Annotated in this window: 12 protein-coding genes; 10 read left to right on the top strand and 2 right to left on the bottom strand. The window is 44.7% G+C overall.

The window, feature by feature from the left end:
• The first annotated feature begins 12 nt into the window (after nucleotides 1–12).
• The 10 genes from deoC (at nucleotide 13) to FCL46_RS21015 (ending at nucleotide 10,872) form a co-directional block, all read left to right on the top strand.
• Nucleotides 13–678 (top strand): deoxyribose-phosphate aldolase, encoded by a 666-nt coding sequence (deoC, locus tag FCL46_RS21060; RefSeq protein WP_136809080.1) that lies wholly within the window; start codon nucleotides 13–15, stop codon nucleotides 676–678.
• Nucleotides 679–687: 9 nt separating this feature from the next.
• Nucleotides 688–1,839, top strand: a complete 1,152-nt coding sequence (locus FCL46_RS21055; RefSeq protein WP_136809051.1) for a phosphopentomutase — start codon at nucleotides 688–690, stop codon at nucleotides 1,837–1,839.
• Nucleotides 1,840–1,962: 123 nt separating this feature from the next.
• Nucleotides 1,963–2,970 carry a BMP family lipoprotein gene (locus FCL46_RS21050; protein WP_136809052.1) on the top strand — a complete coding sequence of 336 codons (1,008 nt, stop codon included), beginning with the start codon at nucleotides 1,963–1,965 and terminating at the stop codon, nucleotides 2,968–2,970.
• 98 nt (nucleotides 2,971–3,068) lie between these two features.
• Entirely contained in the window at nucleotides 3,069–4,565 is a 1,497-nt protein-coding gene (locus tag FCL46_RS21045; protein ID WP_136809081.1) for an ABC transporter ATP-binding protein, read from the top strand.
• Nucleotides 4,562–5,677 (top strand): ABC transporter permease, encoded by a 1,116-nt coding sequence (locus FCL46_RS21040; RefSeq protein ID WP_136809053.1) that lies wholly within the window; start codon nucleotides 4,562–4,564, stop codon nucleotides 5,675–5,677. The genes FCL46_RS21045 and FCL46_RS21040 overlap by 4 nt, the downstream gene beginning before the upstream one ends.
• A gap of 4 nt (nucleotides 5,678–5,681) precedes the next feature.
• On the top strand, nucleotides 5,682–6,635 hold the full coding sequence (locus FCL46_RS21035) for an ABC transporter permease (RefSeq protein ID WP_136809054.1): 954 nt from the start codon (nucleotides 5,682–5,684) through the stop codon (nucleotides 6,633–6,635).
• 2 nt (nucleotides 6,636–6,637) lie between these two features.
• The gene (locus tag FCL46_RS21030; protein ID WP_136809082.1) at nucleotides 6,638–7,462 is read left to right on the top strand and encodes a purine-nucleoside phosphorylase; all 825 of its coding nucleotides are present in this window, start codon (nucleotides 6,638–6,640) and stop codon (nucleotides 7,460–7,462) included.
• Between the two features lie 407 nt (nucleotides 7,463–7,869).
• Nucleotides 7,870–8,076: a hypothetical protein gene (locus FCL46_RS21025; protein ID WP_136809055.1), complete on the top strand. Its 207-nt coding sequence runs from the start codon at nucleotides 7,870–7,872 to the stop codon at nucleotides 8,074–8,076.
• A gap of 910 nt (nucleotides 8,077–8,986) precedes the next feature.
• A complete protein-coding gene (locus FCL46_RS21020) occupies nucleotides 8,987–10,342 on the top strand; it encodes a S8 family serine peptidase (protein WP_136809056.1) in 1,356 nt (451 codons plus the stop codon).
• 179 nt (nucleotides 10,343–10,521) lie between these two features.
• Nucleotides 10,522–10,872: a hypothetical protein gene (locus FCL46_RS21015; protein ID WP_136809057.1), complete on the top strand. Its 351-nt coding sequence runs from the start codon at nucleotides 10,522–10,524 to the stop codon at nucleotides 10,870–10,872.
• Nucleotides 10,873–11,224: 352 nt separating this feature from the next.
• On the opposite strand, the gene ldhH is transcribed toward FCL46_RS21015, so the two are convergent.
• Both ldhH and FCL46_RS21005 read right to left on the bottom strand, forming a co-directional pair.
• A complete protein-coding gene (gene ldhH / locus FCL46_RS21010; RefSeq protein WP_136809058.1) occupies nucleotides 11,225–13,393 on the bottom strand; it encodes an L-lactate dehydrogenase (quinone) large subunit LdhH in 2,169 nt (722 codons plus the stop codon).
• Nucleotides 13,394–13,422: 29 nt separating this feature from the next.
• Nucleotides 13,423–13,986, bottom strand: coding sequence for a LutC/YkgG family protein (locus FCL46_RS21005; protein WP_136809059.1), 564 nt, complete (start codon nucleotides 13,984–13,986; stop codon nucleotides 13,423–13,425).
• Between the last annotated feature and the right edge of the window lie 332 nt (nucleotides 13,987–14,318).

Below are 14,318 nucleotides of genomic sequence, written 5' to 3'. Positions count from 1 at the left end.
TGAGGGGAAATGATGAATCCAGCTACATTAGCTCAATACTTTGATCATACTATTCTTAAGCCTGCCGCAACTGCAGCTGAAGTGAAAAATATCTGCGAAGAAGCTGTTAAATATGGTTTTTTCAGCGTATGTGTAAACCCTGTCCATGTCAGTGCAGTAAAAGAGTTGCTGGCTGGTAGCGAGGTAAAGGTGTGTTCTGTTGTCGGCTTTCCTTTTGGGGCGCATACCAGTTTTATTAAAGCTGCCGAAACTGAACGGGCAATCGCAGATGGTGCGGATGAAGTTGATATGGTGATCAATGTCGGGGCGTTGAAAGATAAAAATTATACTCTGGTAGAGAACGATATTCGCACTGTGGTGGAAGCTGCACAGGGAAATACGGTCAAAGTCATTATTGAGACCTGTCTGCTTGATACAAATGAGATTATTGAGGCATGTAAACTCGCCAAAAAAGCCGGGGCTCATTTTGTCAAAACCTCAACAGGTTTTGCCGGAGGCGGTGCTACTGCTGAGGATGTTGCATTGATGAAAAAGACAGTTGGCGACGATCTTCAGGTAAAAGCTTCAGGCGGAATAAAAAACCTCGAAGATACAAAAAAGATGATTGATGCAGGGGCGGACCGTATTGGTGCGAGTGCTGGATTAGCGATAATGCAGGAATTACAAGCTGCGAAATAGGTTCATAAGATGAGAGCTATACTTGTAGTTATCGATAGCTTTGGTGTAGGTGCACTGCCCGATGCGGATGAGTACGGCGATGCTGGAGCCAATACCGCCCTGCATATCTGTGAAGGAGTGAAATCGAAAAATGTTCAATGGCCTAATCTACAAAAACTGGGATTGGGGAACTGCACTGAGCTTTTAGGGTATACACTTCCAGGTTGTGAAGCCGTTCAGCAACCGATGGCAAGTTACGGTGTAATGGCTGAAGCGTCCAGCGGTAAGGACACGACCACCGGTCACTGGGAGCTGGCAGGAATAGAATTGAAACAGCCTTTTCAGACCTTTCCATTGGGCTACCCCTCATTTCCTGACGAACTGATTGGGCACTTTCAGGAGCAGACCGGTTATACGGTACTTGGCAATAAAGGGAGTTCGGGGCTTGCCATCCTGGAAGAGTTGGGAGAAGCGCATCTGAATGGTGAGGGCATAATAATCTACACCTCGGCGGATTCCGTATTTCAGATTGCTGCCCATGAAGAGATTGTTCCAATTCAAGAGTTATATCGAGTTTGTGAGATAGCCAGAAAACTATGCGATGCGTATCGAATCGGCAGAGTTATAGCCAGGCCATTTGTCGGTACAGTCGGTAATTTTACCCGTACAGGTTTGCGAAGAGACTATTCCATGTTACCCCCCTCGACAACGATCCTTGATACCTTGCAGAAAAATGGTGTTGAGACTGTAGCCATTGGAAAGATAGGGGATATTTTTTGTGAGCAGGGGATAGACCGAAGTTATCATGATAGTGGCAATGAAGCCTGCCTTAACAGGCTTGTTGAATGTTTGGCTGATTGTTCGAAAAAACAACAATTTATATTTATAAATCTTGTGGATACCGATATGCTTTATGGTCATCGACGAGACATCGTTGGATATCACGATGCTGTTGCTCGGGTTGATGCACGACTTGCTGAAGTAATAGGCATGTTGAATGATGAAGATTTACTGGTGATTACTGCCGACCACGGATGTGATCCGGCATTTAAAGGCACGGATCATACCCGCGAATATGTGCCACTGCTCAGTTTTTCAAAGCAGCAGGCCGCAGTCGATCTAGGTATACGAAGGAGTTTTGCTGATGTTGCCAGGAGTCTGGCGGCATACTTTAAGATTTAAGTCATGTGTTTGGTCTATCTGCACGGTTAAGAATGTAAATACACACGTTAGTGAAAGACGTTAGAGAGTTTTTAGACTGATACTGGAAGAATATTGAACAATGTAACAACAAGGAGAGCATAAATGAAAAAGTTATTCATGGTATCGGCTGCAGTTGTTTTTGCAGCTATGTTGTGTGTCAGCGGCTCTGTAAGCGCCAAGAACCTTAAAGTAGGTATGGTTACAGACGTTGGTGGTGTGAATGACCAGTCGTTTAACCAGTCAGCGTGGGAAGGTTTGAAACGGGCCGAGGGCGAACTTGGTATAAAGGCTACCTATAAAGAGTCAAGGCAGGATGGTGATTACGCACCCAACCTGGAGACCCTCACCGATGCAGAATATGACCTTATTTGGGGTATCGGTTTCCTTATGGCTGATGCGGTAAAGTCCACCGCTCAGGTTAATCCTGATCAGAAGTATGCAATCATCGATTTCTTCTATGGTGATGAAACTCCAAAGAACGTTGCCTGTGCAGTTTTCCAGGAAGAGCAGCCTTCATTTCTGGTTGGCTATATTGCAGGAAAAATGACCAAATCCAATAAGGTTGGATTTGTCGGCGGAATCAAGTTCCCGTTGATTGAGAAATTTGAGTACGGATATATGGCTGGCGTAAAAACTGCTAATCCTGATGCTGAAATTGTCCGCCAGTATGCAGAATCCTTTGTTGACGCAGCTAAAGGAAAGGCGATCACCAACAATATGTACCAGCAGGGTGCAGACATTGTTTTCCATGCGGCAGGTGGTGTTGGCGACGGTGTTATCGAAGCGGCAAAAGAGAAAGGTCAATGGGCTATCGGCGTTGATAAAGACCAGAACGCTCTTGCACCGGATAACGTTCTTACCTCTGCTATGAAGCGCGTTGATAATGCCATGTTCGGTATCGTTAAAGAGCTTAAAGAAGGCACGTTTGAAGGCGGAAAATCTGTTGTATATAATCTCTCAAATGATGGTGTTGGTATTGCACCAACCAGCTCAAAGCATGTTCCTGCAGAGATCCTTGCTGAGGTTGATACCTTGATTGCAAAAATCAAAGCTGGCGAGATAGTTGTTCCTGCGACTGCAGTTGAGTATGAAAGCTATATAAAGAAATAAAGAAATCAATCAGCTGCTCAGACATTGTACTGGGCAGCTGATGCATTACTTCGGGTAATGATTTGAAAGCTATAGATTTTTCACATAAAGCTGTCGAAATGACAGGGATCACCAAAAAGTTTGGTGATTTTACTGCCAATGATGACATCAACCTGACAGTTCATAAAGGCGAAGTCCACGCATTGCTTGGTGAGAATGGTGCAGGTAAAACGACCTTGATGAATATCCTCTACGGCTTGCTACCGCCGACCTCCGGGGCCATTCGGATAAATGGCAAGCAGCTCAATATCGCTAATCCCAATATTGCCATCGCAAACGGTATCGGAATGGTTCACCAGCACTTTATGCTGGTTGATACATTTTCGGTTACTGAAAATATTGTGCTTGGCAAAGAAATTACCAAACGATTCGGGATCCTTGATCTTCAGACAGCAGAAGAAAAGGTGATATCAATCTCTGAGCAATATGGGTTGACGGTTGATCCGAAGGCGTTGATTCAGGATTTGTCTGTGGGCAGCCAGCAACGTGTCGAAATACTGAAGACTCTGTATCGGGGTGCTCAGATTCTTATTTTCGATGAACCTACCGCAGTACTTACTCCCAAGGAAATACAGGAACTCGTCGGGATTATCCGTAATCTGACTGCTGCCGGAAAGTCGATCATTATCATTACCCATAAATTGAACGAAATTAAGCAAGTCGCAGATTTCTGTACAATTATCAGAAGAGGTTGTCACATTGATACGGTTGATGTGAGTAACGTTTCTGAAGAGGATCTCGCCGCTAAGATGGTTGGCAGGGAGGTCAGCTTCAAGGTTGCAAAAGCAAAGCAGGAGCCAGGCGAAAAAGTCTTAGAAATTAAAAAACTCTGTGTTGAGGACAGCAGGGGGATAGTGGCAGTCGATAATCTTGATCTCGAGTTGCGTAAAGGTGAAATTCTTGGAATTGCCGGTGTGGATGGTAATGGGCAGTCAGAGTTGATTGAGGCGCTCACTGGTCTTAGAAAGGTCAAGAGCGGCAGCATAGAGGTTCTTGGCAGGAATATCACCAACCTCAGTCCGGGGAAGATCATCAACGAGCATAAAGTCAGCCATATTCCAGAAGACCGGCAGAAACGAGGTCTTGTCTTTGAGTTTAATGTTGCTGAAAATATGGTTCTCGAAACCTACTCTAATCCTGAGTTTTCTAAAGGATTCAGGTTGTTGTGGGATAAGATTTATCAAAATGCTGACAACCTGATTAAAAAGTTTGATATCCGCCCTGAACGATCAGATATTGAAGCGCGGGCACTCTCCGGCGGTAATCAGCAAAAAATGATTATTGCCCGTGAGGTTGCCAATGAGCCCGAAGTATTGATTGCGGCCCAGCCAACGCGCGGACTGGATGTCGGAGCCATCGAATATGTGCATAAAACTCTGGTGGCACAGCGCAATGAGGGACGGGCGGTTTTACTGATCTCGTTTGAGCTTGATGAAGTTATACATGTTTCAGACAGGATAGCGGTAATTTTTGAGGGGAAGATAGTGGGGATTCTTGATGCCGAAGGCGTTGATGAAACACAGATAGGAATGCTCATGGCGGGAGGATCAGCATGAAAATGACCCTCCAAAAACTCAAAGAGCTATTTATGAGAGGCCCCTTAGGGCTCACTCTTGTTTCTATATTGGTTGGGTTCTCGGTAGGCGCCATTGTGTTGCTAATCGCAGGCTTTAATCCGATTGATGCATACTGGGCAATCTTGCGCGGAACCTTTGCAAAGCCGAAATATGTTTCGTATGTCATCATTTATGCAACACCACTGATCATCACCGGTTTGTCGGTTGCTTTTGCGCTGCGGACAGGGCTTTTCAACATCGGAGCGGAAGGGCAGTTTATAGTTGGTGCGATGGTCGCGGCAATGGCCGGATATTATATTCATCTACCGCTTTTACTCCATGTTCCTGTATGTATCCTGCTTGCTGTCGGTGCATCAGCAATATGGGGTGGTCTTGCCGGGTATATCAAGGCAAAGTTTGGTGTTCATGAAGTAATTTCTACCATCATGCTCAACTGGACCGCCCTCTATTTATCTAACTGGTCACTCAGCCTGAAATCTTTTGGCAAGATGGGGACCGGTAAATCATATATAATTCAGGACACAGCTCGTATTGATCTCTTTGGTCAGTGGAAGATAACCGAAGCGGGAATCGATTTTATCAGGTCACATAAATATCTGGGTGATGTCCTTAAATCACCTGTGAATGCAGGCATTATAATCGCTATTATCCTGGCAATTCTGATGTGGTATGTCCTGAATAAAACGACTCTTGGATACGAGTTACGTGCAGTGGGCTATAACCAGCATGCGGCTGAATACGGGGGCATTAATGTCCAGAGAAGTATCGTAACTTCCATGTCCATCGCAGGCGGACTTGCAGGTTGTGCAGGTGCACTTCAGGTAATGGGAGTCAGCCATAAAATTGCTAAACTCGCCATCATGGAAGGCTATGGTTTTGATGGTATCGCTGTCTCGCTTATCGGCAATAATACCGGCCCCGGCTCTGTCTTTGCGGGTTTGCTCTTTGGAGGCCTAAAATATGGCGGTTCAAAAATTCAGGATGCGGTCGGTGCGCCGACTGAAGTGATCAACATCGTTGTGGGTACTATTATTTTATTTACTGCAATGCCTAAACTCATTCAGATGATTCTCAGGTCAAGAAGGGGTTAACATCATGGAACTTATTATTCAGGATATCGGATTTATCATCGGTACCACCCTGATGTACTCAACCCCGTTGATTTTTACTTCGCTGGGAGGCGTTATAACCGAGCGCTCAGGTGTTGTTAATATCGGCCTTGAAGGGATGATGTATTTCGGGGCTTTTGTTGGTGCGGCAGTCGCCTATTTTGCCGGTAATCCCTGGCTGGGGCTACTGTGTGCAGCGCTTGGCGGAGCATTTTGGGGGCTTATTCATGCAATCGCCTGTGTCTCTTTTTCTGCTGAGCAGATTGTTTCGGGTATCGCTATTAACTTTCTAGGAGCTGGTTCAGCGCTTTTTATCAGCCGCTTGCTCTTTGATGGCGCAACCCAGACGCTCACCGTTCTGAACAAGGTTCCGCAGCCGCTGGACTTTTTGTTTGGCGATGGCAAGTTGTTTGAATCTTCAGGTTTTATGGATCTGGTATTCAACCGTTTTGCCACGGTTTACCTTGCCTTTTTCATGGTGTTTGTCGTCTGGTTTGTACTTTACAAAACACGACTGGGCATGCGGGTCAGAGCTGTGGGAGAAAACCCTGAGGCAGCAAATACACTCGGGATAAGTGTGACCAGAATACGTTACGGCGCAGTTATTATGTCCGGATTCTTTGCAGGTCTTGGTGGAGCGGCAATGAGTATTGCGGTTGTTTCCCGTTTTTCTAATACCCTTATTTCAGGGCAGGGCTTTATAGCACTGGCAGCAATGATTTTCGGAAAATGGAAACCACAGGGTGCCCTGGCCGCCTGTTTGTTATTTGGTGCAGCGAAAGGGTTTGAAATATATCTCGGCTCAAAAGGTGTTCCGATTGCTGGCGATATCCTTGCTATGTTGCCGTATGTTTTGACGCTCGTTATTCTTGTTAGTGTTGTTGGTAAAACAACAGCCCCGGCAGCTATTGGGAAAATATTTGAGAAAGGTGGTCACTGATGATGCCGGAAATGAAACAGGTTGTTGAGGCTGCAGAATATATTGGCTCAAAAATCCAGGAAATCCCAAGGTTTTGTGTGGTGCTAGGTTCCGGCCTCGGCGCTTTAGCAGATCACCTTAAGGATCGGCGTGAAATAGAGTTTAAGGATATTCCATATTTTCCTGAATCCACTGTTGTTGGCCATAAGGGTAGCCTGGTTATTGGAAGACTTAACGATATTCCTGTTATTGCGCTGCAGGGTCGTTTTCATTATTACGAAGGCTACAGCATGGATGAGGTGGTTTTCCCGTTACGCTGTATGCTCTATCTCAAGGTTCCGAACCTTATTGTAACCAATGCAGCAGGTAGTGTAGACGTGAATTACAGACCTGGCGATCTGATGATAATCAGAGATCATATCAAGCTACATGGCGACAGCCCTCTACGTGGGCCAAATTTTGATAACTTCGGTCCACGCTTTAATGATATGTCGGACCCTTACTCAAAAGATATTCGGGAGCTTGCCAAAGAATGCGGTGAAGAGTTGGGAATATCTTTGAAAGAAGGTGTCTACTATTACATGCCCGGGCCGAGTTACGAGACAGCCAGTGAAATTAAGGCAATCAATATTCTTGGAGGCCATGCAGTTGGCATGTCTACAGTACCCGAGGTAATTGTTGCTGCCCATGGTGGCATGAAGGTAATGGGGCTTTCGTGTATCACCAATATGGGAACAGGTATTCTAGATCAGGTCGTCGGTCACGAAGAAGTAATTAAAGCAGGAGATGAGGTCAAAGAAAAATTTATTGCATTACTTGAACGTATAATTTCCCGCTGGAATCGATAGGGCTGTAATTGAATTGCCAATGGTAGTGCGGCATTCCGATATAATAAATATCTTGTCGAATTATCTGTAGAGAGGCCAATGACTCACTCCAGATAGTTCGACAACATTCTCCCTGGATGTTTTCTTTGACAAAATAGATACATCCAGATATTATCGATAATATGTGATGTGAATGACCGGGTGTTGGAAAGCTTAACGACATAGATCATGGCTATTCGTAATGATAGAATCATTGCTGGCTACAGCAACATCAGAACGAAATCATAGCGGGGATTTGCTCGTTTTTTTTTACAGATTACATAGAATCTTAGGGAATTACTGGAATAAATCCAGATAAGTATACGACAGTAACAGTATTGAAGAGGCTGTATATGATAAATTATCGATAATAGATAAAGGAGGATGTGATGAATCCCACCATTCAGAGCGTCGAAAAAAGCGAACAGTATGAAAGCAGTGACCTGATGACATTAGAAGAAGTGGATATTCTATGCCGAAAATGCAACCACTTGCATGATGAGGAAATTCTAAAAACACTTGGAAAATTATGGCATAAAATTATTGGAAATCATTCGCATGAGGAGGGTATATTGCATCATGATGGTGTAAAATAACCAGATCTTTTCTCTGCTAATACGTTGAATTTATTCGAATTTCCATTGTATGTTATGTGATTCTCGCCTTGGATTTTTTCTTACGATCTGAGATTACGCGAGATTAAGGAGGTCACATGATGTTCCCAAAAGTTGTGTCGTTCCTGTAGTGTTTGCGGGGCGGCTTGATTGATGGAAATGCGATGTTGTCGTATATAATTCCAATAGTTTTATACGTAGATCTTACGTTAGTTCAATAATCCGGCAGTTACTGTACTACGATGACTGCCGGATTTTTATGTATGTAATCAGGTGTTTGCTGGTTGCATCCTTGGCTGATTTCTTAGTACCAGATTGTGTTGGGCACTTTGCTGCTTTTCCAGTTTTTCCTACAACAGGTGTTCACAGATTTTGCCTGTCTTAATGTTGCATTTGTTTGGCTATAAGCAAGCTTCAGAACTCTGACACTTTTCTTTGCTCAATTTTGGTTGGAAATTTAACATTGCGACAGAATGGAGGCATTACTTTACGGTCCGATCACAATTTTTTTAAACAGATTAAACTCTTGTACCAGTTACCAGGTATTAGCGTGTTTGTGGCTGTTCAGTCCGGATGTCGAGTAACAACTTGATACGGCAATTATTATGTGAGGAATCGTTGGGTGTTGCAGTAATGTACCTGATATTAATACGAATAAAAACGAATGAGAAAAGGTCGTGTCAGGGTTATTGACACGTTTGGCGGCGTGGTTAATCTTAACCTTTACATGTATCTTTCTGTCCTAATGGTATTGTTATACTCCATAAAGATGTAATCGGTTTCACATAGCTATCTGATACGTAGTTTACACTAAGGCTGGTAATGCAGCCTTTGTCAGAGGAGCGTCATTCAAAAGGCGCATATTGCTGGATACCTACAAAGGAGGTCTGTCATGGCCAATACTCCTAATTACATCAATTTTGAAGTGGTTGTTACGCCTGAGAAGGGTAAAAAGTCTGTTTTTGATAAGAATGCCTTTCCTGGCGTATCCAATCTCGATCTTTACACTCCGCCAATGAATAAAAATATTGAGGTCGCCCAAAAATTACAGCGAAACGGTATAGAGGTTCATCATATTGGTGAATTCAGCATTTCAGCAGCTTGTGATAAAGATAAATTTGAGGCATTTTTCGGTACAGTAATCAAAAAGGTAAAACTGCCTTCTGCTGCAAATGTTCCAGCTGATTATGAAATGTATGCTCCAGACAAAAGTTCACCATGGGAACTGCCGAAAGTAGATAGCTTAGATACGCTCATTACTGGAGCATATGTGCAGCACGATCCAATTCTATTTGCGGATGAACGGCCATTACCGCCAATGTGGGCTGACAAATTTAGATTGCGTGTGCCTGTTGATATCGCACAACTGTTACAGGCATCTTCTGTGCACAAACGTGGTTTTACCGGTAAAGGCGTTAAGGTTGCAATGGTTGATACCGGATTTTACCGCCATCCGTACTTTATTGAACAGGGATATAACTTTCTTGCGGTGACTGCACCGGATGCTTTAGACCATACCTCAGATGACCATGGGCACGGTACCGGTGAATGCGCAAATGTTTTTGCAACAGCACCGGGTGTAAATTTTGTCGGGGTAAAGATGGGAAATGCTACCCTCGCGATCAAGACAGCAACTGAACTTAAACCGGACATTATAACGAACAGTTGGGGCTACAGCGTCGATCTGCCGAATACAAGCATGCCCAACTGGCTTAAACCTCTTCATTTGGCAATTCTTGGCGCTGTAAAGCGTGGTATAACAGTGGTCTTCTCAGCTGGAAACGGACATTATGGTTTCCCTGGGAGTATGCCTGAAGTAATTAGTGTCGGTGGTGTCGTGGTTGAGTCTGATTTGAGCTATTCTGCCACAAACTATACCAGTGGTTTCAAAAGCACCTGGTTTCCTGGCCGTAATGTTCCGGATGTTAGTGGTCTCTGCGGCACCCAACCGAGTGCAGATTATATCGTACTGCCTGTCCAAAAGGGTGCAGTTCTGGATAAGAGCGATGGGTGGGGTGCGTTTAGCGGAACTTCAGCTGCAGCTCCAATGGTTGCAGGAGTCTGCGCCCTGTTGAAAGAAGCCAATCCTCTCCTCAGACCGGAGGACATTAAAAATCTTCTTAAATATACTGCCAGAGACATTACTCAAGGTATGAATGCCCATAATGAGGAGGCCAGGCCGGGCCCGGACCTTGCGACAGGTTTCGGTCTCGTAGATGCGTGCCGGGCCATAGAGTCGCTCACGTAGAAGCCTCTCCGGGAATGGTCATGTTTTAATTTTTTTTGATGTTGCCCCAATACTTATTCTCGGACAACCTTCTGGAAGAAGTTCACCATGAGTAGCCTTTATGGATCGTATTAAAATCAATCGGGGGTGCCAGTGGCGTCCTCGATTGATGGTCAATTGTAAAGAAAAGAGAGCTTTCCATGAGCCCTTCAAGTGTACGTATACAATTTGATGTTCTTTTAAAAACAGACGGCAGCAGGAAGGTGGGTACTATTGATACCATTGAGTCATTTATACCGGATGCCGATGATGTTGAGTTTTGTCTTCGTTGGTTCCGTGAGAATGGTATGGAGGTATTCGCCACCGATTTCGGTCTGTCCGGTAACACTACGATTGAAACCTTTGAGGAACTATTTTGGGTCAAGCTGGTCCCCGCAGAAGGAGATGTCTTAAGCAAAGAGTGGCAAATCGAAGGTAGAATTCAAATTCCGGCTCCTATCGCTCCCTATATTGACCAGATTACAGTTAGCAGTGCCCCTGAATTGTTTTAGGAACAATCCTGATTAACCAGAGCGGAATCAGTTATTGGTGAAATGAGATCTGTTTTCTTTCGTGAATCACTAATGCGCTATGTAACTGAAGGAGTAACGAAGTCAGGAAGTGAAAAGGGCGAACAGAATTAGACACCTGATGCCTGGCAGCGCGCTGATTTTCCTTAAATAATCAGAGATTTTTTCAGGGGGAACTCCGACTGGTTCAGCTGATTGAGCTCCAGTCGTATAGAACAAAAGATAACTTTAAGCCGAGCATCTCATTTTTGGTTTCCGGGGCAAGGAGAAGTATGAAATACCCGGCTTAAAGTTGGTCATTCAGGGTGATCTATATAATGGTCATAATAACGTGTTACTTCTGCTCCAATGCTTCTGCCAGCAACTCCATTGTATGAGCACAACGGATTGACGGTGCAGCCTTGTTCATACTGCCTTTCAGCATGATCATGCAGCCGGGACAATCCATTGCAACCGTTTTGGTGCAGGTGTCTTTGATTGTTTCGACCTTGTCAGCGGTTATCTGTCTGGAAATCTGCGGATGGCTCAGGAATGAGTAGGTGCCGCCAAATCCGCAACATCTATCGCTGTTTTTCATCTCTTTAACCGAATAGCCGGACGCATTGAGCAGTGCTCGTGGTTCACGCCAGACATTGTTGCCGCGTTTTAAGTGGCATGAGTCATGGTAGGTGACTTCCTGTTGTGCATCAAGATCAGCCAGGTTAGTAGAACCATCAAGGTGTTTTTCGATAAATGCGGACGCATCCATGGTCTTACTGGAGAGATCTACAGCCTTTTTAGCCCAATCAGGATCATCTGCCAACCGTTCAACAAAATCCCGCTTAACGCCCATTGTACATGTGGGACAGATGCTCAATACATAGTCAACATCGGCTTCGTAAAAAGCCTTAACAGATTGCTTCGCCAGGTAAATACCAGTTTCTGTATCGCCGGAGTAGAGCGCTGGAATTCCGCAGCAATTCTGATCAGTCGGGAATACGACTTCAACTCCAAGATGGTTGAGGACCTTAACAAGAGAGATGCCTACTTCCGGGTAGACAAAGTCAGCACCACAACCAACAAAGAAGCCGACACGGTATTTCGGATTTTTCACATTCTGTTTAAATGTTTTGAACTGGTCACGAAAAGATGTTTCGGCAATCGAAGGCAGATCACGCCATTCAGTAAGATCTTTAGACATGAAATGCATCGGCAGATGCCGTATCACCTTAACGTCACCTGTGCCAGCCGAGTCAGCGGTTATCGGTCGTTGAAGCTTGGAGGCTGCTTTCACCATGCTGTGAAAGAGTCCACGGTTTTTCATCACACCTTTAAAGGCGATGTTTTTAACAATACCCATGCCGTGTTTTTCTGTTACCATGCCGCGAAGATGAAGAATAATCTCTTCAAGATCAATCCCTGAAGGACATACAGCAGTACACGATCTGCAACCGATACAGGCACGGGTTATTTCTTTTGCCTTGTCTAATCCTTCGTAAAATGCGGTCAGGATAATTCCGATAGCAGAAATGTAGATTGATCCGAAAACATGACCGCCAACAGTCTGGTAGACCGGGCAGACATTGGCACATGCACCGCATTGGATACATCTGAGTGCGTCACCGCATGCAGAAGATTCATAGAGCGCTTCTCTACCGCCGTCTATAAGAATTATATGCTGCTCTTTGCTCTCACCCTCACAAGGTACTGCACCTTTTATCCATGTTACATAAGATGTCAGCAACTGGCCGGTGGCATTTCTTGGCAGGAGGCGGGTGACCTTGATAGCATCTTCCATATTGCGAACCAGTTTATGAATACCGGCAAAGACAATGTGTGTTTTAGGGAGGGTGGCACAAAGTCTGGCATTACCTTCATTGGTTACAAGGCCGATACCGCCGGTATCAGCTATAAGAAAGTTGGCACCGGTGAGGCCGATATCCGCATTGAAATATTCTTTTCTCAGATTCTTTCTTGCCGCATCTACAAGAGTCCTGATTTCAGGTGAGAGTTTTTCACCAGTTTCTTTACTAAAGAGTTCTGCGACTTCTTCTTTAAACATATGAATGGCGGGCATAACCATATGCGAAGGCCTTTGCCCGGCCAACTGAACGATCCACTCACCAAGATCAGTTTCTGATGCGCGTATCCCTTCAGCCTCAAGCGCCTTATTAAGATGCGCTTCCTCAGAAACCATTGATTTGGATTTAGCGATCAGTTTGGCGTTTTTCTCTTTGGCCAGTTTGATCACATAGTCATTGGCTTCTTTGGTGTCTTTAGCGATAAAAACTACAGATCCTGCAGCTTCCGCATTTTTGATAAACTGCGCGAGTAACTCTTTGCGACGTGTGCGGACATCATTTTTAATTCCCGCCAACTCTGTTCGCATCTGTTCGAAATCCAGACCGCGAAAGGCATTCTCCCTGGCAATAAGATAGGCATCACCGAAAAGGTGCAGGGCTTTACTGAGTTTAGGGTTATTTATCGCTTTTTCAACACGCTGTTTGTAGTTGCTATTACTCATAGTCTTTTTTTACTCCTGGAATAAACCTGTTACATTTCCATAATGTCTTCAGAAACAGACTCGACTATGAGAATGTGAAGTTCTCGTGGTCCATGGCAACCTATGGTCAGCACTCTCTCGATATCGGCAGTTCTGCTGGGGCCTGTAATATATGCGATAAAGCGCGGTTCAGAGCCCTGATTGAGCTGGGTCATTGGTGCCACTGCAGCAAGATTGTCTGCAAGAATTGTTTCAGGATCAATAATGACGAAATGAACTTCAGGCAGGGTGGTCGCAAGGCGAATATTTTCATCGGTACTTTCAAGGACAACTGTGCCAGTATCCGCCATACCGAAATTGCAAAACGTCACACCCGCAGCAGGGACCTGACCTGCTTGTCGAAAATTACCTGTAAATACGTCAACACCTGCTTCCTGTAATGCACTTTTGAGTGAGTGTCTGATTGAAACCGCGGTGTCGGGAACGAGTGTGGTTCCACTACTTCTTGATGCTACGTATTCAGCAATTGCATCAACGCTTTCAAGTTCCACAACCTCTGCGCCAACTCTACGGGAAGCCTCTATGAAGGTTTTGAGATAACCGGAATTTGACATAAAACGTACTCCTATGGGTTAAGCAAAGAACGACTGCTATCCTTCCTGGTGTCCTGTCATGCCTCAGATGTCCAATTCTGTTCGCCCTTTTCACTTCCTGACTTCGTTACTCGTTCTGTTACATAGCGCTGCTATGCTCCATCACTCGTGTCTCGCAAGAAGAGAAAAAGCTTCACATGATTACGACATCTGACACATGACATGACACTAGTTGTTGAGAAAAATAAACATATCGTCAAATCATTTGACAGCATGGCTATTGTTCTCATAAGGGCTGGTTTGCAGCGCTTACGGTTTGTAAATCTGTACTGCATTCTGTTGTGCTCAATTCA

Origin of the sequence: Desulfosediminicola flagellatus (assembly GCF_005116655.2) — a bacterium.
GTDB lineage: Bacteria > Desulfobacterota > Desulfobulbia > Desulfobulbales > Desulfocapsaceae > Desulfopila > Desulfopila flagellata.
Note: the sequence above shows the minus strand (reverse complement) of the source record. Positions and strands in the feature narration are given on the sequence as shown.